Below are 23191 nucleotides of genomic sequence, written 5' to 3' on the forward strand. Positions count from 1 at the left end.
ACAATCCCAGCGTTTACGATTGCGGCTATCGCTTCTACCGTTTTCCGCTCTGGTGCGCTCTGACAGTCTAGCGCGCGCCGCTCTCAACCGCGCTTTTGAATGAGTTTAGGTCCGGAATGTTTTACACTGGTGAAACGCAAAAAGCGGCTTGGATGCCGCGAAATCCAGCTCCTTCACAAAGCCGTTTTTGATGTGCTTGGTGAAACCAGATTATCCAGACAGTTTTTGCGGTGAGGTTCCCCGCTTTTCCATCCACGTAATAAAGTCACGCAAGTGCATCGGGCGGCCGAACAGATATCCTTGCAATGCGTCCGCGCCAGCGGCTACCAATGCAGCAGCTTCGGCCTCAGTTTCGACGCCTTCGACGGTGACTTCAGTGCCGACACTGTGAGCCATATCGATCATGCCTTTAACCAGATTTCCGCGCTCGCGGTTCTGGTCTATGCCGGGGACAAATACACGGTCGATTTTCAACCTGTCAGGTCTAAGCTCCAGAACACCGGCGATGCTGGCGTTCCCTGTGCCAAAATCGTCAACCTCAACATTCACACCGTGGCTTTTTAACTCCCAGATGCGATCCTGCACGTCTTCGCTGCCGTCTTCGATGAAGGCGGTCTCCAATATCTCGATGGTGAGCGTTCCGGGGAATGGAAGGTGTTCCTTGATATCGGCGAGGAGCGCAGGGTCCGCCAATCGCTGGACCGATACATTTATCGAAATACCCGGCATATCAATACCAGCCGCTGTCATATCCGCCCATGCATCCATTGCCAGCGTGAATATCCTTGCATCGAGCCGTGCGGTAAGGCCGAGCTCTTCGGCCAAGGGCAGGAATACGTCCGGCGATAAACGACCACGCTTCGGATGCTCCCAACGGGCCAGCACTTCACATCCGAGCACGTCGCGCGATTGAGCGCAGACCTGCGGTTGAAGCTGTATTGATATTTCAGCACGCTCAAAGGCCAGTTTGAAATCATTGAGCATTTCCAGACGTTCGTCTTGCAATGCGCCCATTGTCGATGCATAGGCGACGGCGCGATTGCGCCCGTGCGCCTTGGCTTCATATAGCGCAAGATCAGCGCGTCTTCGTGTTTCCACTCCCTGTTCGTCCCGGTTCGCGATCGCGAAACCAATCGAAGCGCCGGTCTTCAGCTGGGTAGGGCCGAAGTTTGTCGGCACGCAGAGCGCATCGACGAGATCATCGCAATAGTGCTGGGCCTGTCCCTCATCCCCGTCAAAATCGACGAGCGCAATGAATTCATCACCGCCGATCCGGAAGGCAAAATCCTGACCACGCCGCAGTCTGGCGCGTAATCGATCTGCGATGGTGACCAGCACCCGGTCACCGGCTTCATGACCGAAGCTGTCGTTCACATCCTTGAAACGGTCAAGGTCAATCGCAACATAAAGAATGCCGCCGTTTTGCAGTGCATTGCTTGAATTTGAAACTTCCTCCAACAACACTCTGTTCCCCAAAGCTGTCAGTGCGTCATGACGTGCGGCCCAAGCGCTTTCTTCCTGAACCTTACGAAGTGCGGAAAATGAGTTTTCGGCAAGAACTCGCATCTCGCGTTCTTCATTCAGCCGTTGGAGCTGGGTGCTGATTTCGCCTTCGATTTTATCGAGAACCCCGTTAAAACTGATGGCTAAAGCACTGTTTTCATTGGACCGTTCGATCATCAACCGTGTGCCGATTTCGCCTTTCCTGTGATGGCTTCTGATTTGTTGAATGACCTCTGAGAGGGCGTTGTGCTCGTGGTTTTCGGCAAGGTTCAGGCCGCGAACTTCGTCCCGTTTGGCGGCGCGAAACAAACCGATGTTTTTAAGCACAAGCGCAACCGGAATGAGCGTGCCGGTGACCCATAAGCCAACGGAAGCAATGCCCCAGACCTGAATGCCGAGTTGCTCGAAGCGAGAGGTGGCAGGCAGGACAGTCATGTCCCCGAACAAGGCGACCGCCATCGTTCCCCAAATACCCGCAGCCAGATGCACCGGGACCGCAGCAACCACATCGTCGATCTTAAATGCCTCAAGAACCTCAAACGCCATGACCATCACGACGCTGCCGATTGCGCCGACCAGAAATGCATCTGTGGCGTCATAGACATCAATGCCTGCTGTCCCGGCGACCAGCCCCGCCAGAATACCGTTAATGATGATGTCCACGCGCGGATATCTGTATATCAGGAGAGATATGACGATTGCGGCAACACCGCCGCCAGCTGCGCCAATCGTGGTTCTGGCGATAATCGGCCCGACAGCCTCACCAAAGAACAGGGCGCTGCCGCCATTGAATGCGCCCCATCCAATCCACAAAAAGACGGCACCAAGGGCTTTCATTGCAGTTGAGCTGCCCTCAAAGCGTCGGCGCACATGCGTAAAACGGCCCAGCCGGGGGCCGACGATGCAGATTGCGACGAGTGCCGCCCAACCGCCGACGCTGTGGACGACCGTTCCGCCGGCAAAGTCGTGAAAACCGGTCTGTTGCAACCAGCCCTGCGTTTCAGAAAGGATTGCGCCACTCCAGACCCAGTGGCCAACAACCGGATAGACCAAAGCCCCTAGAAAGAGAGAGTAAATAACATAGCCGACATAGCGTTCCCGTTCTGCAACAGCGCCGGAAACAATGGTTGCCGCCGTTGCCGCAAAGGCAAGTTGGAAAAAGAACAGTGCCGCGGTTTCACCCGATGAATTGTCAAGCGGAAGAAAGAAACCCGTGGTACCAAACAGACCTCCGGCACTGGCGCCAAACATGATGCCAAAGCCAACCAGCCAATAAACCGTCGCAACACAGCAAATGTCACTGATGTTCTTTAGTGCAACGTTCCCTGCGTTTTTGGCGCGAACTGTACCAGCCTCAAGGCAAAGAAATCCGCATTGAAGATCGAGAACGATGAGGGCGCACAGGATTATCCACAGCTCACTGATATCAGACATTGCACGTTTGCTGCATATGATTGCCGCCTCCTGGCCCAAGTCGGTTATTTACATTGATTCCTCTTAATATTTTTTGAAGGAGCGGCGACAGGGACGCGCCCGGGCGTGCTCTTTTCCGGCCTCGAAGATGCACGGCGTCGCAACAGCGAGACCCCGGCCAGATGTCGGATACACTGGTGATTCAATGACGCCGAGTTTGCGAAAATATGCATTTTGGCCGCTCAATAGGGGGGGTCCCACCGTCTCAAAAACGTCGACATGCCCGGTGGCCTTATCCGGGTGCGCGCCACGCCGCCCAGTCTTCGGGAGTGTCGAGATCCAACCGTGCGCGAATGCCGGGAAGGCGGATGAATGCTGTCTGGTCCAGATGACGCGCAACAACCGTCGCGCCACCGGTATCACCGGTAATAGATGCCAGTTCCGCAAACAACGATCTGGAAAAGACAATCGGGTGGCCGGGGGCGCCATCGGATGTCGTTCCACGCCAGATGAGAGCATCGCTTGCGCTTGTTACACGACCCAGCACAGTGATCAGGTCGTCTGTCGTCAGTTCCGGTAAATCCGCCAGCAACACCATCACCGCATCAGCGTTTTCAGAGACCTGTGCAAGCCCGCGCCGCAGGCTCACGCTCATCCCGAGCGCGGCATCGGGAACCGCGATGCGTGTCACATTGAGCTCCGCCAAAACCTCCCAACGCGGGTTTGGCTTCGGGGGAAGCGTCACGATAACAGGTCCAAGCGTTGCGTCTACTGCCCGCGCGGCTTGTCGCCGCAACAGTGGGACGCCGTCAATATCCTCCAGTAATTTATCGCGTCCCCGCATCCGGCTGGATGCGCCCGCGGCGAGAAGGATGATGGGTACAGAGGATGAGGCTTTGGAATTCATCCGTTCAGTATAAACCACTTAACCACACTGTTACAGATTGCAGGATTGGACGCATAAATGGCTGGTGTGGCCAGCGAAAACGAAAGAACAGTAAGGTTGAATTCGTGTTAAACGGACAGGAAAGAAGCGTGCACGCGGTTTCAGGTCATTTGGGCATCCCGCCTGATACCTGAGAATTTACAACCCAGTGGGGAATGACATGTTGATATTTCCATGTATAGTAAGGTGAACCACGTCATTGAGTTTATTGATTTCAGGCTTTTATTTTGACATCCAGTGCCGCACGTATACCCCAAATGCCGCTCGTCTCACAGTGGGAGACGACGCCCGACCGCGTGTTACTCTTGGTGTGCCCGTGCCGCAGTGGATCAACGATACTGTTGCGCGCCTTCGGCCATGCTGGGGTGCCTGCATATTTTCAACCGATCAAGAATGCGCGCCGCTGGCGCTACGAGGGGCAGGAGCATCCGTGGTATCCGCCAGCCAATATTGAGGATCGTGCGATCTTCATGAAGGAGACTTTCGGACCGTTCCACTTTGAAGAGACAACCTATGACCCTTTGGCCGAATTGCTGGCCTCAAATTTGCCTGCGGATCGTATCGCGCTGGTTGTGCTGTTGCGCGATCCGGCGGCAGTATGGGCATCCTGGCGCTATTATTGGGAGGGGCGCACATCGCCCGAGGTCTTCGCACAATCCTGGGCCGCGTGTCAGCGCTGCGTTGAGACGGCATCAATAGCCGGAGTTCCGTCATATGCCATGTTTTATGAAGACCTATGCCAGAGCCCCCAAGCGGAACTTGCGGCACTCTTTGCTGTGATGGGGCGAGAATTCCCGCTGGACGCCTTGGAAGGTTGGGATAGAAAACCCGGCTTCGGGGCGGAGGGATCCGGGGTCGTTCTGCCGAATGAGCCCGAGGCCTTTCTCACGCCGCAAGCGCATGAACCTGTGATCAGGGCCACAGGTATTTCCCCAATGAAACCTGCGGGTGTCATCTCTGTGCAGGAAAATGAAACACTCATGAACTTGGGCGTTTTTGACCGCTACCGTGCTTTGTCCACGTCCCTGCCGGGCACTGCGAAATGCATGAAACAGCCTGTTGAGGGTTTGAGCCATGACTAGGTGGATGAATTTGCGTTTTTCTCCTGCGTGCGTTGACCTGTTCGCAAAAGGGGCGACATCATGAGTGATAAGACCCAACCATCCGTGCGCCACACGGGCCCGCCACCGATTGTGGAGGTTTTGGGGTGGTGTCTTTGCCTCGTGGTCCCCTTTGGCGTCTTTTTTGCGCTGCGCAATGCGGGAATGGCCTCAAACTCAGCGGTATTTCTGGCTATTATTTCGCTGCCGCTGGTCATGTGGCCCTTCAGCCTTCTGCCGGATTTCGTGCCCGGACTTTTGGCGGTGGTCATGATCCTTCTGGTCGGTGCAGCGCCGCCGGAAATCGTCTTGAGCGGATTTTCCTCTTTTGGGTATTTGCTCATCATTGCAATTCTGGGGTTGGGGGCGTTGATCCGCACATCCGGGCTGGTTAATCGCTGTGCTGCGCTGATGATCAACCGCCTTCCGGGGAATGTGCTTGCATATAGCGGCACGTTGTTTTTTGGGGGTCTGCTGCTCACCCCATTTCTGCCGTCACCTGCTGGACGCCTCGCCGTCGTCGCGCCATTGGTCGCGCAATTGGAAGAGCGGATCGGCCCGCAGATCGGGACCAAGGGCCGTACATTGATCTTTATGGGGGGGCTGGATGGCGTGACGCTTTTGACTGCGGCCTTTCTGACAGCCGCCCCGGTCAACCTGATCGTCTATTCTATGTTACCACAGCAGGAACGCGTCGCCTTTCAATTCGTTGATTGGGTTACGGCGGCCTCAGTTGCGATTGCCGTGATGATTGCCGGCTATATCGTGATTGCACTCCTCACGTCATTTGACGCCACCAGAATTAAGAAAACAGATACCAAGGACCTTGGCAGTGCGACCAAAGCCTTGTCGCGCAAGGAGTTCGAAGCCCTCGCGGAGGGCAAAACCCCGGCGGGGCAGGGCGCTGAGGTTGTTACCCCTTCCGAAAAACTGTCGCAGCGCGAATGGGGGGCGATTGGCGGTATTGTCTTGCTGGGTGTCGGCGTTCTGACCACGCCGATGCACCTGATACCGGCGCCGGTTTTGGCTTTTCTGATCCTGTCATTGCTGTTTTGTGTTCAGATCATGAATAAATCCGACTTTGTGTCCGAAATTGATTGGTCGTTCATCTTTTTGCTGGGCGCGCTTGTGGGCTTTACGAATACCGCGGCACATCTCGGTCTGACCGACCTGCTTGTCACCGAAATCTCGTGGCTGGGGGATATTCTGCGGCAGGATTTTGCCACCTTCATTCTCATTCTGGCGGGGGTGATCGTGACGGCGCGGATTATCATCCCGCAAACGGCGGTCACGCTTGTACTGGTGACCGCCCTGTTGCCACTGGCCGAAGCCTCTGGCGTATCCGCGTGGGTTGTCGGATTTTCCATTCTGATGCTGAATGATGCATTGATCTTTGATTTTCAGTCACCGATGCATGTGGCCTTCCGACATGCGACCGGCATTGGCAAAGATCCCGGTCGCACCATCTCTTTGACGCGCCTGACGATCCAGCGCATCGCCATTGTGGCATTGCGGCTTGGTGCTATTTTAGCATCCATTCCGTTCTGGAAAAGCCTCGGGATACTCTGAACCATGATACGTGTCCTTAGTATTATCGTGATCCTGACCCTGCTTGGGGGGGCGCTCACCTATCACGCTGGCAAACCGCGCGTGCTGGTGTTGCAAAGTTATGAGCCTGACTACGCCTGGACTGCTGGCGTCATCGAAGGTCTGGATAGAGTCACGCGTTCCTGGAGCGATGTGCATCTGAATGCGCATTACATGTACACCAAGAAGTTCTCAGACGCAGATTCCCTGCGCCGGGCTGGTGTGCAGGCTGGCAATGCCGTGGAGCGTTGGAAGCCCGATGTCGTCATTGCAATCGATAACCTCGCCCATGCATTGGTCATGCAGGACTACGCCAACCACCCGACGATCAAGATCGTCTATGCCGGGATCAATGGGCCTGTATCCGCGTTTGGCTATGACAGCGCCACGAATGTCACCGGTATTCGCGAAAACCGCGCCATGGGGCCGGTCCGTGATGCGATTGCAGCGCTGCGGCAAACGGGTGTCGCAAGCGCACCATGGGATGGTAGCCGGCCCATCCGCATAAGATATGTGATGGACAGGTCGGTCTCAGTGATCCGCGATCGGCCCAACGTCGATGGTTTCGACTGGTCGCCGCTGGTTTACACCGCCTCCGTCGCCGTGGACAACTATCCCGCGTGGCAGGAAGAAGTGCGCCGCTCCGAAGGCATGGCGGATATCATCATCGTCACCAATTATCGCCAATTGAAACGGTCTGACACGGATGCAGGTTTTGTACCGGCACAAGAGGTCATGGCGTGGACCGAGGCCAACGCGAGCATCCCGGTGATCGGCATGAATGTATTCAACACAGAAGATGGCGCGACCTTTTCTGTCGGTGCATCGCCCATCGAACAGGGGCAAGTCGCCGCCGAGTTGGCGGGCCTGCTGATCAGTGGGCAGGCCGCAACAGAAATTCCGGCGCGTGACAATCTGCAGTTTCTTGTCTCGATGTCACAAGAGCGGCTCGCGCGCCATGGGTTGATGTTGCCACAGGTCTACGAAGCCTTCGCCCGCGCGACGAACACCTTCGAACGATAAGTGCCAAAACACTGCCGCGCCGTTTTTCTTTCGTCGCGCAGCGAAACATGCCCGTCGGCTAGGCCACTGAAATAGAACAGGGGATACGTGCGCGTCCGGGAAGGTGCTATGACCGCGCATTCAGATCGAAATCACGCGTGTCCCACGAAGGGCAAATCAACGAAACAGGCGTGTGATACCGCGTTGCCCATTCTCGTGGTACGGAGAATTCGATCATGTCCGCGCAATATGTCGCTCGGGAATGAACGCTCCAAATCGCTGGCTTTGCCGCCTTGGTCTTGCAAATCAGGGCATTTGGTTTTTAACAAACTGTCAGTCAAGCGGCCTTGATCTTCAACAGCGGGCAGAGGCCAGCGGGCATAGTAGACGCCGTGTCTCGACGAGAAAAGGTAGGCCGACAGCTTCATGGGCTTGTGCCCCACTTTGCGGCGCGCTTGTTGCTCGAAGTCTTAAGTCACTGGTTTAGATCAAGTTGGCGGAGAGACAGGGATTCGAACCCTGGGTGGGCTTGCACCCACAACGGTTTTCGAGACCGCCCCGTTCGACCACTCCGGCACCTCTCCGCGGGGGTCTGGTGCGGCGCGTGTAATTGGAATTTCATCTCCTTACAAGAGGGATCACGCCACTTGTTGCGCACACGGGAAATTTCATTGCTCCTTTGCGCAATTGTCCTAAGCTAAGAGGTCAGAACATGCAGGTTCCGAAAAAGGAGGTACAGATGACATCGATGATCCGGGCAGGGTTGCTGGTTTTGACGCTTTGCGCAGCCATTGTCACCATTGCAAAACCATCGGACGCCCAAAATACCGACCGGCTCGAAGCCTTTCTGAGCGCCACCGGGTTTGATGTTGCCTTGGAAAGCATGAAGCTGACCGCGAGCAGTGCGCCGGCCATGATCGGCGTTGAAGCCGAGAACTTCGGCCTGCAATGGACAGCGCTGGTGGCGGATATATTTGACGCGCAGAAAATGCACGACATGGCGATCGATATTTTGTCCCAGACGCTTGAGGACGATCTGATGATTCATGCTGTCGATTTCTACACGTCAGATTTGGGCGCGCGTCTTCTTGTGGTGGAAAACGCCTCGCATATGAAAGACGATGACGAACTGAAGGCAGAAAGCGGTCAGGCGATTGTCGCAGGGCTCGTTCAAATCGGTTCGCCCCGCCTGGAGGAGTTGAAGCGTCTCAATGACGCGGTCGGCTCCGAGGATGCATCCATTCATGCCATTCAGGAGGTGCAGGTACGCTTTTTGATGGCAGCGGCCGCCGCGGGGGTCATCGAGTTACGCATGGATGAGACGGACCTGCGTGAAAACCTCAAGCGGCAGGAAGGCGAGATGCGCCGGAACATGAAAGTGAATGGTCTTGCCGCGTCGGCCTATACGTATCAGTCGTTTTCGGATGATGAAATCAGTGCCTATGCGGATGCGCTTGAGCACCCCAAGATGCAGAAGGTCTATGCTTTGATGAATGCTGTTCAGTTTGAAATCATGGCCGATCGTTACGAACAGATGGCGCTGGCGATGAGTGAATTGCGCCCAACTCAGGAGTTGTAAGCCATGCGTGCTGTGCTGCTCGCCGTTTGCCTGACGATCTGTGCATCCCCGCTTTGGGCAAATGCGCGCATGACCGTCTTGATGGATGTGCTGCGGATCACCGAAGTGGTTGGCATATTGCGCGACGAAGGTTTCACTTATGCCGAAACGCTGGACAACGACATGCTGAACGGGCAGGGGGGCACGTTCTGGCAGGCGCAGGTTGATCAGATTTACGATGTTGAAATCATCACGGAACAAATCCGTCAGGCCCTTGAGCAGGGATTGACTGTTGCCGATGTCGATGCCGCCCTTGCGTTTTTCAGCACGGATGCCGCCACGCGGATCATTGATTTGGAAAATGCGGCCCGACGCGCGATGACGGACCCGGATGTGGAAGAGGCTGCACGAGACTTGTTTCTGAGCCTTCAGGGCAGTGATGATCCGTTGTTTCAACAGGTGAGCCGCTATATCGAGGTGAACGATCTGCTGGAGCGCAACGTCTCAGGTGCCATGAGTTCCAATTACCAGTTCTACAAGGGTCTGGCTGATGGACACTACACAGATGAGAGCGAAGAGGATATCCTCGCGGAAGTCTGGGCGCAGCAGGAAGACATCAGGGCAGACACCAATGAATGGCTGAACGGCTTTTTGCTGTTGGCCTATCAACCCTTGCCACCACAGACGATGCAAAGATATGTCGCCTATGCAGAAACCCCGGAGGGACAGGCGTTGAATGCCGCACTGTTTGAGGGGTTCGAAACGGTTTACCGCGACATTTCCTATGCATTGGGGCGGGCTGTGGCGTTAAATGCCGAAGGGGATGAAATCTAGGCGGCTTTCGCTTGACAAGAGCCACGCGCCGGTGCAAACGACGGCTTCATCTTTAGGGGTCCGGTTCGCGGATCTTTTTGCTATTTAACTTACATCCTTGCGAGGATGCGCAGTTCGAGGCGACCATAAGGTCACAACACCGGATAGACCGGGGGCCACAGAGCGCGATAAAGAAAAGGAAACACGATGTTTGCAGTCCTCAAGACTGGCGGCAAGCAGTATAAGGTTCAGGCGGGCGATATGCTGCGCGTCGAGAAACTGGCTGCTGATGCAGGTGAAACGGTTCAGTTCAACGAAGTTTTGATGCTTGGCGGTGATGACACTGTCGTAGGCGCACCCTTCGTCAAGGACGCGGGCGTTCAGGCCGAGGTTGTCGATCAGATCAAAGGCGAAAAGGTCATCAATTTCGTCAAGCGCCGCCGGAAGCACTCTTCCAAGCGCACCAAGGGTCATCGTCAGAAACTGACCTTGATCAAGGTCACCGACATTCTGGCATCCGGCGCAGATAAATCCGGTGTCAAAGCCGCAATGGGCGCGAGCTCCGTATCGCCCACAGCGGTTGCTGCCGCTGCACCAAAGGCCGCCAAGAAAGCTGCGCCAGCCAAAGCCGAAAAGGCTGAAGCAGCGCCCGCGGCAGGTGCGGATGATCTGAAAAAGCTGTCCGGCGTTGGCCCGGCACTTGAGAAAAAGCTGATCGAAGGCGGCGTGACCTCCTTTGCTCAAATCGCAGCATGGACCGAAGCGGACGTAGCTGCTATGGACGAGAAACTGTCATTCAAAGGCCGGATCGAGCGTGAAGGCTGGATCGAACAGGCCAAAGAACTGGCTAAAGGCTAAGGAGAGACCAAATGGCACATAAAAAAGCAGGTGGTTCATCCCGTAACGGTCGCGACTCAGCGGGTCGTCGTCTGGGCGTGAAAAAATACGGTGGTGAAGCGGTCATCCCCGGCAACATCATCGTGCGTCAGCGCGGGACAAAATTCTGGCCAGCGGCCGGTGTTGGCATGGGCAAGGATCACACGATCTTTGCAACAGTTGATGGTTCTGTGACTTTCCACAAGGGTCTCAAAAACCGCACGTTTATTTCGGTTCTGCCGGTGGCGGAGGCCGCTGAATAAGCCCTTCCTCAAGGACATGACACAATCAGGGGGATCGGCGTTACCGCCGGTCCCCTTTCTCATTTTCGTCACAAAAAGCTGTTAGGCCCCACCGATGTCGAAATGCATCCATACCGACCGCTTGGTCCTGCGCCCACATCGGGCGGAGGACTGCGCGGCGTTGGTCGCATTGATCGGCAACCACAAGGTGTCGCGCTGGCTGCCACGCGTACCGCATCCCTACACCGATGTTGATGCAAATACGTTCGTCAGCCGTGCGCGTAACGAAGATGAGGCGCTTGCCATCACGTTAGGTGACGATTTGATCGGTGGCTGTGGCATTGACGAGGAGCTTGGCTACTGGCTGGGCGTGCCTTATTGGGGCAAGGGGTATGCAACCGAAGCTGCGACCGCGCTGGTGGACCGTTACTTTGCCAAGACCAACAATAGCTTGGCGTCGGGCCACCGCGTCGGGAACACCGCATCTCGCAAGCTGCTGATCAGGCTTGGGTTCAAGGACACAACTCGTCAGTGGCACCTCAGTCAAACCGAGAAGGCGGACGTCGAAGTTCAGCATATGACGTTATCTGCCGATCAATGGAGGACGCAGGCATGAGCGTCGCCGTCGCCAGTTTTGCTATTTTTGCCGCCTCTCAGGTTGGCACGCCGGGGCCTGCCAATATGGCGCTCTTGGCGACCGGCGCGCGGTATGGGTTTCGCGCAGCACTTCCTTTTGTGGTGGGTGTTGCCTTGGGCAAGCAGCTGGTGATCTGGCCCGTCGGTTTCGGCCTGATGGAGCTGGCGGATCGCGCCCCTTGGGTGTTTGAAATGCTGAAATATGCCTCCGCCGCCTATATTATCTGGCTGGCGTGGAAGGTGGCGAATATGCGCCTCAATACCACAGGGCAGGCTGCACAGGCTCCGGGTTTTGCGGCCGGTTTGATTGTGCACCCGCTTAACCCCAAGGCCTGGGCGATGATCGTCGGTGGTTTCACCGCATTCGTTGCCCCCGGCACGCCGACGCTTGAGGCCACGGCAACAATCGCTGCGGTCTTGTTGGCCTGTCAGATCGTCCTGCACCCGATCTGGGCGCTGGCAGGTGACGGGATAGCGCGCACCGTGGCAGGCACGGCGGGCGAACCTTATTTGATGTGGAGTTTGGCGGCTTTGACCGTCGCTTCGGTACTTTTCGTGTTGTTCGGAGGAGGAGCATAGCGATGGAAATGGAAAAGATTGCGATACAGGCCCTTGTAGAAACGGAGCGCTTTGATTTGCGCCCCTTGCGCCGGTCAGACATGGGTCTGATCGAGCTATATGGCGGGGACGAGCGGGTCGCGCGGATGACGACATCGATCCCGCACCCCGTGCCGCCGGGCATGATCGACGCCTATGTGTCGCGCGCCATGGCGGATAAGCGCGATCAGGACATCTGGGCCATTGACGGCTCTAAGGCGGACGCATCAGAGTTGATGGGGGTGATTTCGCTTGAACGCATCGAACGGGAACAATCCGAGATAGAATACTGGGTCGCGCCGCCCTATTGGAACACAGGCCTTGCCTCCGAAGCGGTGCAGGCCCTGATTGACGCGAACCCGCATGAGGATAAAACATTCTTTGCCAGCGTGTTTCAGGACAATCCAGCCTCGGCGCGGGTTCTGACACATTGTGGTTTTGAATACCTTGGGGATGCGGAAAGTTTCAGTGTTGCGCGCGAGACAACCGTGCCAACCTGGACGTATTTGAAAAAACTGTAATTGAGGGGCGCGGCCCTTCAGGCTAGGAAGCTTGCATGAAATTTCTTGATCTGTGCAAAGTTTATATTCGATCCGGCGCGGGGGGCGGCGGTTGCGTCAGCTTCCGGCGTGAAAAATACATCGAATACGGTGGTCCTGATGGCGGTGATGGCGGCGGCGGCGGATCGGTCTGGGCCGAGGCGGTCGACGGGCTCAACACCCTGATTGATTTCCGTTATCAGCAGCATTTCTTTGCCAAGAACGGGCAGCCGGGGATGGGTCGGCAGCGCACGGGCAAAGACGGTGATGACATCGTTTTGCGCGTCCCCGTAGGCACCGAAATTCTGGACGAAGATCAGGAAACCGTGCTGTGCGATCTCACCGAGGTCGGTCAACGGGTGCAACTGGCGCGCGGTGGCAACGGTGGCTTTGGTAACCTGCATTTCAAGTCGTCGACGAACCAGGCACCGAGGCGCAGCAATCCGGGGCAGGACGGCGTGGAACGGACCTTGTGGTTGCGGCTGAAGCTGATTGCAGACGTGGGTCTGTTGGGCCTACCCAATGCAGGCAAGTCTACCTTTCTGGCTGCCACGTCCAATGCGCGGCCTAAGATCGCGGATTATCCGTTTACAACGCTGCATCCAAATCTTGGGGTCGTCGGTGTCGATAACGCCGAATTCGTCGTGGCCGATATTCCCGGTCTGATTGAGGGTGCATCACAGGGGCGCGGCCTTGGGGATCTTTTCCTTGGTCATATCGAGCGTTGTGCGGTTCTGTTGCATCTTGTGGACGGCACGTCGGAAACGCTTGTTGAAGATTATCACACGATCATTGGCGAACTCGAAGCATATGGCGTTGGCCTTGCCGACAAACCGCGCATCACTGTTCTGAATAAAATTGATGCGTTGGATGAAGATCAGCGCGCAAGTACAATGAAAAAATTAGAAAAAGCCAGCGGTGGCGATGTGATGGCGATGTCCGGTGTGGCCGGGGACGGTGTCACGGAAGTTCTGCGTAAACTGCGTGGCGAAATCAGTGACGAACGCCTGCGTCACAAACCCGTCGAGGAAAAAGAGCCATGGCGGCCCTGACCGACGCACAATGTCTGGTCGTCAAAATCGGTTCAGCCTTATTGGTAGACCGGGGTGCGGGCGGGTTGCGGCAGGCGTGGCTGTCTTCGCTCGCGCAGGACGTTGCCTGGTTGACGACCCAAGGCGTCAAAGTCGTTCTTGTGTCGTCGGGCTCCATCGCCCTCGGGCGCGGCATTCTGAAATTGTCCGGCGCGGATCTGCCTCTGGAGCAGGCGCAGGCCGCGGCTGCGGTAGGTCAAATCCGCCTTGCCCGCGCATATGAAGAAGTCTTGGCGCCTCACGGGATCACCACAGGACAGGTTCTGATGACGCTGGATGACAGCTCGAACCGGCGGCGATACCTCAACAGCCGGGCCACGCTGAAACAACTGCTGAGCATGGGCGTCGTGCCGATCGTGAATGAAAATGACACGATTGCGACGGACGAAATCCGCTTTGGGGATAATGACCGACTGGCGGCGCAGATTGCGGTGACCGTTGGGGCGGATCAGCTTGTCTTGCTGTCGGATGTCGACGGGTTTTACTCGGCCAACCCACATATTGATCCGTCTGCGAAACGCTTCGATGAAATTGGGGAAATCACCGCCGAAATTGAAGATATGGCTGGCGATGCCGGATCAGGCCTTTCCAAAGGCGGCATGAAAACCAAACTCATGGCGGCCAAAATCGCAACCGCAGCCGGGTGCCGGATGGCCATTACGCAAGGCGAGGTGCTCAACCCGCTGCGGGCGCTGAACGAGGGCGCGGCGGCCACGTGGTTTCGGGCCGACACAGACCCACAGGCGGCCCGCAAGGGGTGGATCGCTGCCATGAAACCAAAGGGGAGCGTCAGCCTCGATCGTGGTGCGCTGGCCGCCTTGCGGTCCGGCAAAAGCCTTTTGCCTGCCGGCGTGTCTGATATCAGCGGTAGTTTTCAACGCGGCGACCCGGTGGCGATCACAGATGGGGCAGGGCATACTGTCGGGCATGGTTTGGTACGATACACGGCCGATGAGGCTTTGAAGATAAAAGGGCGAAAGTCCAATGAGATTGAAGCGGTGCTGGGATATCCCGCGCGGGCAGCTTTGATCCACCGCGATGATATGGCATTAACGATCCAGAATGGCGATTGATGTGCTGCAACCAATGGAGGGTAAGCAAATGAAAGATATGGACAACGTGCCAGCCATGATGGTGGAAATTGGCCAGCGCGCCAAAGCTGCTGCTGCCACGCTCGGTTTTGCGTCGGCAGAGCGTAAGCACGCCGCCCTGATTTCAGCAGCAGAGCATATCTGGACACAGCGCGCCGCTATTCTTGAGGCCAACGAAAAGGATATCATCTATGGCCGCGAAAAGGGCCTGAGTGATGCTATGATGGATCGCCTTTTGCTGAATGAAGAGCGCCTGAGGGGGATCATAAACAGCCTGCGTTCCGTTGCCGAGCAGGCAGATCCCGTTGGCGAAGTAATCGCGGCCTGGGATCAACCGACGGGGCTGCATATTGAACGTGTGCGCACGCCATTGGGGGTCATTGGTGTCATCTACGAAAGTCGTCCCAATGTAACTGTCGATGCCGGTGCGCTGTGCCTCAAGGCGGGCAATGCCGTTATTCTGCGGGGCGGGTCAGAGAGCTTTCATTCCTCCAATGCCTTGCATGCCTGTCTGGTGCAGGGCCTCAGGGATGCGAACCTGCCAGAGGCGGCGATCCAGCTTGTCCCCACGCGCGACCGTGCCGCCGTCAGTGAGATGCTCACCATGGTCGACACGATTGATGTAATTGTCCCGCGTGGAGGCAAGGGGTTGGTTGGCCTTGTGCAGCGTGAAGCGCGTGTCCCTGTTTTCGCGCATCTGGAGGGGATCGTGCACATTTACATTGATGCGGCGGCGGATGCGGAAAAAGCGCTCAAGGTGGTATTGAACGCCAAAACGCGGCGTACGGGCATTTGTGGCGCAGCCGAATGCCTGCTGATCCATAAAGATGTGATGTCCACGATCGGCACGGATGTGATCAAGGAACTGATGCAGGCCGGTGTCGAAGTGCGCGGCGACGCAGCGATCTCTGCGATTGCCGGTGTACGCAAGGCCACGCCACAGGATTGGGGGCAGGAATATCTCGATATGATCGTCGCCGCCCGTGTTGTTGACGACATGGAAACGGCGCTCGCGCATATCCGGACCCATGGGTCAAATCACACCGATTGCATCCTGACAGAGGACGCGGGCGCTGCGCGTCGGTTCATGACCGAATTGGATTCAGCCATCGTGATGCACAATGCGTCCACGCAATTCGCAGATGGTGGCGAGTTTGGCATGGGTGCCGAAATTGGAATCGCGACCGGCAAGATGCATGCGCGCGGACCAGTTGGCGCTGCGCAATTGACCAGTTTCAAATATCTGGTGACCGGTGACGGAACAATCCGCGCTTAAAACCGGAGCTTTATCTCGCTTTTGCCGATCTCCGTCACGGTCCGTCGATTCAAATCGCCCGCGATGAGCGGAAGCAAGGCAAACTGAACCTGTGCCGGGCGCAGATCGTCCGGCGCATCCTTGGTGGCAAGAATATCCCAAAGTGTTTGGTCAATGTTCAGCTTGTCTGCATGCCCATGCAGCAACCATTGCCCGTCATCCTGGCTGATTTCGATGCGCCCGCCATAGGGCATTGCGGTTTCCACACAAAGCAGGGCCAGAAAGGCCAAGCGCACGTGAGATCTGGGTTGCGCGTCCATCGGACCCCAAGCCACATTGAGGCGTGAACCTTGCATCACATCTTTTATGATTGAAACAATCTCAGCGCGTCCCATCATCTGCTCGCCCGCAGCGCCAAATGCGACCCGGAAATACCGGATGCGTGCACTGGCATTGCCAACGCTTTCCTGAATAAGGTCCATCTCGGGCCCGGGCGCGCCACCGGACATGTCCAGCAGTTCCAGACCATTGTTGATTGCGCCGATTGGCGATATCAAGTCATGGCAGATGCGACTGCCGATCAAGGCACCAAGATTGATGTTGCTTTGGCCCATTATTTTCTCCTGCGCACAAAGGGTACAATGGAAGATTTGAACGCTATATTCTCGCCGGGCATGTTGGTTATGCACCCAGAGCACCCGGAATGGGGCACAGGGCAAGTACAAAGTAACATTGGTGGCAAATTAACCGTAAATTTTAGGGATGAGGGCAAGATTGTCATTGATAGCGCTCGCGTTTCATTGCGTGCCGTCTTTGATGGATGAACATCCTTTCCAAAAGGTTAACGCGTGCCGTAATATTGTAAAGTCGTCAAAGGGTCGCGTGGTTCTTTGCGGGGCCGTGGTATAGGGCAGCGGTACCCTGCCAACCAAAGGACTGAGATCGCAAAATGAGTGACACTTCTGCGCCTTCCTTTGTGACGAAACTGGCCAGCACACCCGAGGATTTGAGGGCAGCGCAAGCGTTAAGATATGAGGTCTTTGTCGAAGAGCTGGGCGGCAGCGGCACAATGGTTGATCACGTCAACCGGCTTGAGCAAGACAGGTTCGACCCCTATTTTGAACATCTGATTTTAACGGATACGACCAAGGGTAAAGTCGTTGGCGTGTATCGTTTGATGCGACAGGAGCAGGCCGTCAAGGCGGGTGAATTCTATTCTGCGTCTGAATATGATCTGTCCGCATTGCTGAATTCGGGACGCCGTGTGCTGGAGTTGGGTCGCTCTTGTCTGCACCGCGATTACAGAGGGGGCATGGCGATGTATCACCTGTGGAGCGGGCTGGCCACATATATCGCGAACCACCGGATTGAGGTGCTTTTCGGCGTGGCGAGCTTTCATGGCACCGACGCCAAAGCACTTGCACAACCTTTGTCGCTTCTGCACCATCGGCATCTTGCGCCACCTGACCTGCGGGTGCGCGCACGCGAAGAAGCCTATCAACCTATGAACTTAATTGCAGAAACAGAGCTCGACCGACGCGCTGCAATGGTGCAGGTCCCGTCGCTGATCAAAGCCTATCTGCGTCTGGGCGGTTTCGTCGGGGAGGGGGCCTTTATCGACCATGCATTCAATACCACAGATGTCTGTCTGGTGCTGGATACCGCCCAGATGAACCACCGGCAGGCGCGCTTGTATCAAGGTGCCGGCGCTTGAGTCCGACCTGGCATAGCACAACACCCCCGCCGGAAATGCCCGCGATTACTCTGTCCGGGTGGGTTCGGGTTTGCATCAAGGGGCCGCTGCTGGGGGGGCTGGTTTTTGGCGGATTATTGACGCTGTTACTGTTGCGCCTGATCGAAAAGCCGCTGTTCGGGGCGCACCGCCCCTGCACCCCGTATATTACCGTGTTTGTTTGTCGCAATGCGTTGCGCATCATCGGGTTGAAACTGCATTCTGGTGGCAGCCCTGCAAAAACCGCAGGCGCATTGGTGGCCAACCATTCCAGTTGGCTGGACATCTTTGTGCTGAACGCCACGACACGGCTTTATTTCGTCTCCAAGTCCGAAGTGGCCGCGTGGCCCGGCATCGGATGGCTGGCCCGCGCCACTGGCACCGTTTTCATCGAACGAAACCGCTCGAAAGTGGCGCAGCAATCAGAGCTCTTTGCGCAGCGCCTCGGGGCAGGGCATCGTTTACTGTTCTTCCCGGAAGGCACCAGCAGCGATGGATTGCGTGTGCTGCCGTTTAAATCCAGCCTGTTCGCCGCATTCTTTGCGCCGGATTTACGTGGCTCAATCCAGGTGCAGCCCGTATCGCTGCGTTACACCGCGCCTGAACATGCCGATCCGCGTTTTTACGGGTGGTGGGGGGATATGGATTTTGGCCCGCACCTGCTGATGCTGCTGGCCGCGCCGCGACACGGGCGGGTGGATGTGCACTACCATGCGCCACTGTCAGTGGCGTCTTTTGAGGATCGCAAAACCCTTGCACTGACTGCTGAGGAGGCGATCCGGTCCGGGCATACCGCCTGATTTGGCCTCAAGGCCGGTGAAAGAAAATGTCGTCCGACGCCAGTTCAAGCCCGTCGCTGTCCGGGCCGATTTCCATCATCAGGCAGGCCGTGCCTTTGCGCTGAAAATAGGTCGCTTCGAGCGCGTAATATCCCGCCTGAGGCACCGCGACTTCGATCTCACCCACATAGCCACAGGGATGAACACCGTCGTAGAACCCGACTTCTTGCCCGCCAATTGCGATTTGCAGCCCATCATTGCTGAGGAAATCGAGGGTATATGTGCCTGCCGCATCGAACTTTATGAATCCAGAAATATCTGCGGCGACCTGTTCTGCGCGCTCAGATGTCAGAACCTTGTCGCCTCCTTTAGTATCCTCAAGGGATAATCCGGCAATGGGTGCACCTGGTTCCGAGCGTCGTTCAAGCGATTTACGTGCAAGATCTATGGACCGTACATTGCTTGGAATCGTCGCATAATTCACCGCAAGGCCCGGCGCCAGTGCGCTGGCCTTTGGTTGCGGATCAGCAGGTGCAAGCGTGACCTCCTGTGCAACAGCCGCAACCGGGCTCAGCACTGCGAGCGATAATGCGGCGGCAATCAGATCTTGTTTCATGAAATCTCCCAATTTTTGTGAGACCTTTGCGGTCCTTTGGCGACACTTTAGGGCGCGGCAGTTATGGCATGCAAGAGCTCGCAGCACCCAAACGCAGAGTTTACGCACAGCAGTCGGATTCAGTCCTTGCGCCGCGGCACATGCTGGCCTATACGGCGGCCACTGAAACCCGCAGGCGGGGTTTGGGCTTGATGGGGGAGACATCCCCGTCGGTCCGCCGGTTGGCACCAAATGGTGTCATGCCCCCGCCGAGGAATAAACCGGAAAGGTAGACTAACATGGCTCTTCCAGAGTTCTCCATGCGCCAATTGCTTGAAGCAGGCGTTCACTTCGGCCACCAGACGCAGCGTTGGAACCCCCGTATGGGTCCGTTCATCTATGGCGCGCGCAACGGCATTCACATCATGGATCTGACGCAAACCGTTCCAATGCTGGATCAGGCATTGCAGGCGATCCGTGACACCGTCGCCAAGGGCGGCAGCATTCTGTTCGTAGGCACCAAGCGTCAGGCGCAACAGCCCATCGCCGATGCTGCAGAAAAATGCGCACAATATTACATGAACCACCGTTGGTTGGGTGGCACGCTCACAAACTGGCAGACTGTTTCGCAGTCGATCAACCGTCTGAAGGCAATCGATGAGCAATCAGAGCGCGGCTTTGAAGGTCTCACCAAGAAAGAGCGCCTCGGCATGGAGCGGGATCAAGGCAAATTGCAATCCTCGCTTGGTGGTATCCGCGAAATGGGCGGTCGCCCCGATCTGATCTTTGTGATCGACGTCAAAAAAGAAGCCTTGGCGGTTGCTGAAGCCAACAAGCTGGGCATTCCGGTTGTGGCCGTCGTCGATACAAACTGCCCGCCCGATGGCATTGATTACATCATTCCGGGCAATGACGACGCGTCCCGCGCGATCTCCTTGTACTGCGATCTGGCTGCACGCGCAGCCCTTGATGGCATGTCCGCTCAACTGGGTGCGGCAGGCGTTGATCTTGGTGCCATGGAAGAAGCCCCGGTCGAAGAGGCCGTTGCAGCTGAAGCGCCTGCCGAAGAAGCGCAGGCCTGAGTTTTAAACTCACGCACGACATATGGGGCAGGGCACACCTGCCCCAAAAATCCGAATAATTCCTAAAGGAGAACCTGAGATGGCGATTACGGCCGCAATGGTGAAAGAACTGCGCGACAGCACGGGCGCAGGCATGATGGACGCCAAAAAAGCGTTGACCGAAAACGACGGTGATATGGATGCGGCAGTCGATTGGCTGCGCACCAAGGGCCTGGCCAAGGCAGCTAAGAAATCTGGCCGTACCGCGGCAGAGGGTCTTGTCGCTGTCAAAGTGGAGGGTGGCCACGGCGTGGCTGTCGAAGTGAACTCCGAAACCGATTTTGTTGGTAAGAATGCGGATTTCCAGAAAATGGTCGCGGGCATCGCTGATGTTGCTTTGGGTGCTGCAGATGTTGACGCCCTGCGCGCAGCGGATATGGGCGGCAAGACCGTCGAGCAAACGGTGACTGATGCGGTTGCGGTTATCGGCGAAAACATGTCCGTGCGCCGGATGTCCAGCATCGATGGCGAAAACGTGGTGTCCTATGTGCACAACGCGGCGGCACCGGGCATGGGTAAAATTGGCGTTCTTGTTGCAACAAATGGTGGCGACGAAGCCTTTGGCAAACAGGTCGCGATGCACATTGCCGCCGTGAACCCTGCGTCTTTGTCCGAAGCCGATCTGGACCCCGCAGTTGTCGAGAAAGAAAAGCAGGTTCAGATGGATATCGCGCGTGAAAGCGGTAAGCCTGAGCAAGTGATCGAAAAGATGATCATCGGCCGCATGAAGAAATACATGTCCGAGGTGACATTGCTGAACCAGTCCTTTGTCGTGAACCCTGATCTGACCGTGGGCGACGCAGCGAAAGAGGCGGGTGTGACCATCACTGGTTTCGTACGCCTTGAAGTCGGCGAAGGCATTGAAGTCGTCAAAGAAGACTTTGCAGCCGAGGTGGCCAAGGCCGTCAAAGGGTAAGATTCTTTTAAACACACTAACACTAAAGGCGTTCCGTTTCGGGGTGCCTTTTTGTTTTTAAATTCAGATTTCTATCTGGGTGTTTTAAAGTTTCAGATGAGCCTTCAGCGCGTCCATTGCTAAGACATACCCCTGTGCGCCAAACCCACAGATCACGCCGATACACACTTTGGAGATATAGGAAGTGTGCCGGAACTCTTCGCGAGCATGGACATTGCTAAGATGCAACTCAATACACGGTAGCTCAACAGAGGCTATCGCGTCCATCAAGGCAATAGACGTATGCGTATAAGCGCCTGCATTCAGGATAATCCCAACATGCGTTTCACGAGCGGCATGGATCGCGTCGACCAGCGCACCTTCGTAATTGGATTGGGAGAAAACCACATCAAGATCAGTGTCTTGACCGTGCGCTCTGCACATATCCTCAATATCAGACAAAGTGGTTTTGCCATAAACTTCGGGCTGGCGGGACCCCAGCAGATTAAGGTTTGGACCGTTGAGAATGAGAACTGATGCCATGATGTCTTGCTCGCGTAGTGTGTGCCATGTGACGTGACAGGTCCCGAACAGCCTGTCCAGCAATGACAGGGACTGCGGCGTCATCAATTTGACACTGCGGCTTGACCGTCACATCCAAATCAGTTTGTTTACACAGCCTCGGGATGGGGATGACAGGTCCCACAAAGGACGGATTGTCAGAGGGCTAACGTGTCTATTTCTGAGTTGATCCGGGGTTTGTCAATAACAGCCGGTAAGTTTATAATCATGATTATGTTAATAATAGGATTGTTCAGATCCTATAGTACCGGCGCATGCCACAAAAATACCTTCATTTATGAAATCATCAAAGCTAAACCAGAGCTTTCCGGTTTCTGGACCTGAAATATGGTGTGTCACCGAGGGTTCAGATGTGCTTTTGTCCGATTGAGCGATTACCCGGTAAAGGGCCTAACATGACAAACCCATGTATTCTTTGTGTTGCGATCACTGGCAGTGTGCCCACCAAGGCCGCGAATCCTGCTGTACCGGTCACCATCAATGAGCAGATAGAAAGCACCCATGCGGCCTATGAGGCTGGTGCCAGCATCTGTCACGCTCATGTACGAAACGCGGATGAAACCCCTTCGTCTGATCCGGAGAAATTTGCAGCGCTGAAAGAAGGTGTGCAGAAACACTGCCCGGGCATGATCATTCAGTTTTCCACCGGTGGCCGCTCTGGTGCCGGCCAAGAGCGCGGTGGCATGTTGAAGCTGCGTCCGGATATGGCGTCCCTGTCGGTTGGGTCTAACAACTTTCCAACGCGCGTTTATGAAAACCCGCCGGATCTGGTGTCCTGGCTTGCGGGCGAAATGCGCGCCAATGAGGTGGTACCTGAGATCGAGGCTTTTGATCTGAGCCACATCCTTCAAGCGATGCAAATGCACAAAGCAGGTGCGCTATACGGACGCTTGTATGTGCAGTTCGTCATGGGTGTGAAAAATGCAATGCCCGCCGATAAAGAGGTCTTTGATTTCTATGTGCAAACGATGAAGTCGAGAGCACCCGATGCGGCGTGGTGTGCAGCTGGTATCGGTGCGGCTCAGATCGAGGTCAACGAATGGGCCATCGCGGCTGGCGGGCACACACGTGCAGGTCTGGAAGATAACGTGCGCCTTGATCGTACTACGCTGGCGCCGTCAAATGCGGCATTGATCCAGCGTGCCGCGCAACTGTGCGAAAAGTATGAAAGGCCCGTCGCAAGCTGCGCAGACGCGCGGTCAATCCTTGGGTTGCGGCCAACAACTGACTAAGTCGCG

At 56.2% G+C, this 23191-nt stretch carries 24 protein-coding genes and 1 tRNA gene; 19 read left to right on the forward strand and 6 right to left on the reverse strand.

The window, feature by feature from the left end:
- Positions 1 to 210 precede the first annotated feature (210 nt).
- Entirely contained in the window at positions 211 to 2937 is a 2727-nt protein-coding gene (locus K5Q35_RS04060; RefSeq protein ID WP_220798531.1) for an EAL domain-containing protein, read from the reverse strand.
- Positions 2938 to 3208: 271 nt separating this feature from the next.
- Positions 3209 to 3823: an NTP transferase domain-containing protein gene (locus K5Q35_RS04065; RefSeq protein ID WP_013961780.1), complete on the reverse strand. Its 615-nt coding sequence runs from the start codon at positions 3821 to 3823 to the stop codon at positions 3209 to 3211.
- Between the two features lie 296 nt (positions 3824 to 4119).
- Here K5Q35_RS04065 and K5Q35_RS04070 point away from each other — a divergent pair, with 296 nt between their 5' ends.
- From K5Q35_RS04070 to K5Q35_RS04080, 3 genes are read left to right on the forward strand one after another with little or no spacing between them, the layout of a single operon-like run.
- The gene (locus tag K5Q35_RS04070; protein ID WP_220798532.1) at positions 4120 to 4944 is read left to right on the forward strand and encodes a sulfotransferase family protein; all 825 of its coding nucleotides are present in this window, start codon (positions 4120 to 4122) and stop codon (positions 4942 to 4944) included.
- Positions 4945 to 5004: 60 nt separating this feature from the next.
- Positions 5005 to 6531, forward strand: a complete 1527-nt coding sequence (locus tag K5Q35_RS04075) for an SLC13 family permease (protein ID WP_220798533.1) — start codon at positions 5005 to 5007, stop codon at positions 6529 to 6531.
- A 3-nt stretch (positions 6532 to 6534) separates the two neighbouring features.
- Positions 6535 to 7572 carry an ABC transporter substrate-binding protein gene (locus K5Q35_RS04080; RefSeq protein WP_220798534.1) on the forward strand — a complete coding sequence of 346 codons (1038 nt, stop codon included), beginning with the start codon at positions 6535 to 6537 and terminating at the stop codon, positions 7570 to 7572.
- A gap of 473 nt (positions 7573 to 8045) precedes the next feature.
- Here the strand turns inward: K5Q35_RS04080 and K5Q35_RS04085 are convergent.
- Positions 8046 to 8135: transfer RNA gene (locus K5Q35_RS04085), tRNA-Ser, on the reverse strand.
- 155 nt (positions 8136 to 8290) lie between these two features.
- On the opposite strand from K5Q35_RS04085, the gene K5Q35_RS04090 reads away from it, so the two are divergent.
- The 10 genes from K5Q35_RS04090 (at position 8291) to K5Q35_RS04135 (ending at position 16270) form a co-directional block, all read left to right on the forward strand.
- Positions 8291 to 9130, forward strand: coding sequence for a DUF2059 domain-containing protein (locus tag K5Q35_RS04090; protein ID WP_220798535.1), 840 nt, complete (start codon positions 8291 to 8293; stop codon positions 9128 to 9130).
- Positions 9131 to 9133: 3 nt separating this feature from the next.
- Complete coding sequence (locus tag K5Q35_RS04095) at positions 9134 to 9943, forward strand: DUF2059 domain-containing protein (RefSeq protein WP_220798536.1); 810 nt, start codon at positions 9134 to 9136, stop codon at positions 9941 to 9943.
- Between the two features lie 186 nt (positions 9944 to 10129).
- Positions 10130 to 10780, forward strand: a complete 651-nt coding sequence (locus K5Q35_RS04100; protein ID WP_220798537.1) for a 50S ribosomal protein L21 — start codon at positions 10130 to 10132, stop codon at positions 10778 to 10780.
- A gap of 11 nt (positions 10781 to 10791) precedes the next feature.
- The gene (rpmA, locus tag K5Q35_RS04105) at positions 10792 to 11061 is read left to right on the forward strand and encodes a 50S ribosomal protein L27 (protein WP_013961812.1); all 270 of its coding nucleotides are present in this window, start codon (positions 10792 to 10794) and stop codon (positions 11059 to 11061) included.
- Between the two features lie 94 nt (positions 11062 to 11155).
- Positions 11156 to 11656: a GNAT family N-acetyltransferase gene (locus K5Q35_RS04110; RefSeq protein WP_220798538.1), complete on the forward strand. Its 501-nt coding sequence runs from the start codon at positions 11156 to 11158 to the stop codon at positions 11654 to 11656.
- Positions 11653 to 12255, forward strand: coding sequence for a LysE family translocator (locus tag K5Q35_RS04115; protein WP_220798539.1), 603 nt, complete (start codon positions 11653 to 11655; stop codon positions 12253 to 12255). Before K5Q35_RS04110 ends, K5Q35_RS04115 begins: the two co-directional genes overlap by 4 nt.
- Before the next feature lie 2 nt (positions 12256 to 12257).
- Complete coding sequence (locus K5Q35_RS04120; protein ID WP_013961815.1) at positions 12258 to 12794, forward strand: GNAT family N-acetyltransferase; 537 nt, start codon at positions 12258 to 12260, stop codon at positions 12792 to 12794.
- A 35-nt stretch (positions 12795 to 12829) separates the two neighbouring features.
- On the forward strand, positions 12830 to 13864 hold the full coding sequence (gene obgE / locus K5Q35_RS04125; RefSeq protein ID WP_220798540.1) for a GTPase ObgE: 1035 nt from the start codon (positions 12830 to 12832) through the stop codon (positions 13862 to 13864).
- On the forward strand, positions 13852 to 14976 hold the full coding sequence (gene proB / locus K5Q35_RS04130; protein ID WP_220798541.1) for a glutamate 5-kinase: 1125 nt from the start codon (positions 13852 to 13854) through the stop codon (positions 14974 to 14976). The genes obgE and proB overlap by 13 nt, the downstream gene beginning before the upstream one ends.
- Positions 14977 to 15004: 28 nt before the next feature.
- Entirely contained in the window at positions 15005 to 16270 is a 1266-nt protein-coding gene (locus tag K5Q35_RS04135; RefSeq protein WP_259650447.1) for a glutamate-5-semialdehyde dehydrogenase, read from the forward strand.
- Here K5Q35_RS04135 and K5Q35_RS04140 read toward each other — a convergent pair.
- Positions 16267 to 16863, reverse strand: a complete 597-nt coding sequence (locus tag K5Q35_RS04140; RefSeq protein ID WP_013961819.1) for a histidine phosphotransferase family protein — start codon at positions 16861 to 16863, stop codon at positions 16267 to 16269. The genes K5Q35_RS04135 and K5Q35_RS04140 overlap by 4 nt on opposite strands.
- 27 nt (positions 16864 to 16890) lie before the next feature.
- Here K5Q35_RS04140 and K5Q35_RS04145 point away from each other — a divergent pair, with 27 nt between their 5' ends.
- The 3 genes from K5Q35_RS04145 (at position 16891) to K5Q35_RS04155 (ending at position 18781) form a co-directional block, all read left to right on the forward strand.
- Entirely contained in the window at positions 16891 to 17073 is a 183-nt protein-coding gene (locus K5Q35_RS04145; RefSeq protein WP_013961820.1) for a DUF3553 domain-containing protein, read from the forward strand.
- A gap of 125 nt (positions 17074 to 17198) precedes the next feature.
- Positions 17199 to 17963 carry a GNAT family N-acetyltransferase gene (locus K5Q35_RS04150; protein ID WP_220798543.1) on the forward strand — a complete coding sequence of 255 codons (765 nt, stop codon included), beginning with the start codon at positions 17199 to 17201 and terminating at the stop codon, positions 17961 to 17963.
- The gene (locus K5Q35_RS04155; protein ID WP_259650448.1) at positions 17960 to 18781 is read left to right on the forward strand and encodes a 1-acyl-sn-glycerol-3-phosphate acyltransferase; all 822 of its coding nucleotides are present in this window, start codon (positions 17960 to 17962) and stop codon (positions 18779 to 18781) included. Before K5Q35_RS04150 ends, K5Q35_RS04155 begins: the two co-directional genes overlap by 4 nt.
- A gap of 7 nt (positions 18782 to 18788) precedes the next feature.
- Here K5Q35_RS04155 and K5Q35_RS04160 read toward each other — a convergent pair whose 3' ends face one another.
- Positions 18789 to 19376, reverse strand: coding sequence for a PA14 domain-containing protein (locus tag K5Q35_RS04160; protein WP_220798544.1), 588 nt, complete (start codon positions 19374 to 19376; stop codon positions 18789 to 18791).
- A gap of 278 nt (positions 19377 to 19654) precedes the next feature.
- Here K5Q35_RS04160 and rpsB point away from each other — a divergent pair, with 278 nt between their 5' ends.
- Together rpsB and tsf are read left to right on the forward strand one after the other, a co-directional pair.
- A complete protein-coding gene (gene rpsB / locus K5Q35_RS04165) occupies positions 19655 to 20437 on the forward strand; it encodes a 30S ribosomal protein S2 (protein WP_220798545.1) in 783 nt (260 codons plus the stop codon).
- Between the two features lie 79 nt (positions 20438 to 20516).
- Positions 20517 to 21392: a translation elongation factor Ts gene (gene tsf, locus K5Q35_RS04170; RefSeq protein ID WP_220798546.1), complete on the forward strand. Its 876-nt coding sequence runs from the start codon at positions 20517 to 20519 to the stop codon at positions 21390 to 21392.
- 84 nt (positions 21393 to 21476) lie between these two features.
- Here tsf and aroQ read toward each other — a convergent pair whose 3' ends face one another.
- Positions 21477 to 21914 carry a type II 3-dehydroquinate dehydratase gene (gene aroQ, locus K5Q35_RS04175; protein ID WP_044025601.1) on the reverse strand — a complete coding sequence of 146 codons (438 nt, stop codon included), beginning with the start codon at positions 21912 to 21914 and terminating at the stop codon, positions 21477 to 21479.
- Positions 21915 to 22348: 434 nt separating this feature from the next.
- Here aroQ and K5Q35_RS04180 point away from each other — a divergent pair, with 434 nt between their 5' ends.
- Positions 22349 to 23185 (forward strand): 3-keto-5-aminohexanoate cleavage protein, encoded by an 837-nt coding sequence (locus K5Q35_RS04180; protein ID WP_220798547.1) that lies wholly within the window; start codon positions 22349 to 22351, stop codon positions 23183 to 23185.
- Positions 23186 to 23191: the final 6 nt, after the last annotated feature.

It is taken from the genome of Roseobacter sp. OBYS 0001, assembly GCF_019654895.1.
Classification (GTDB): domain Bacteria; phylum Pseudomonadota; class Alphaproteobacteria; order Rhodobacterales; family Rhodobacteraceae; genus Roseobacter; species Roseobacter litoralis.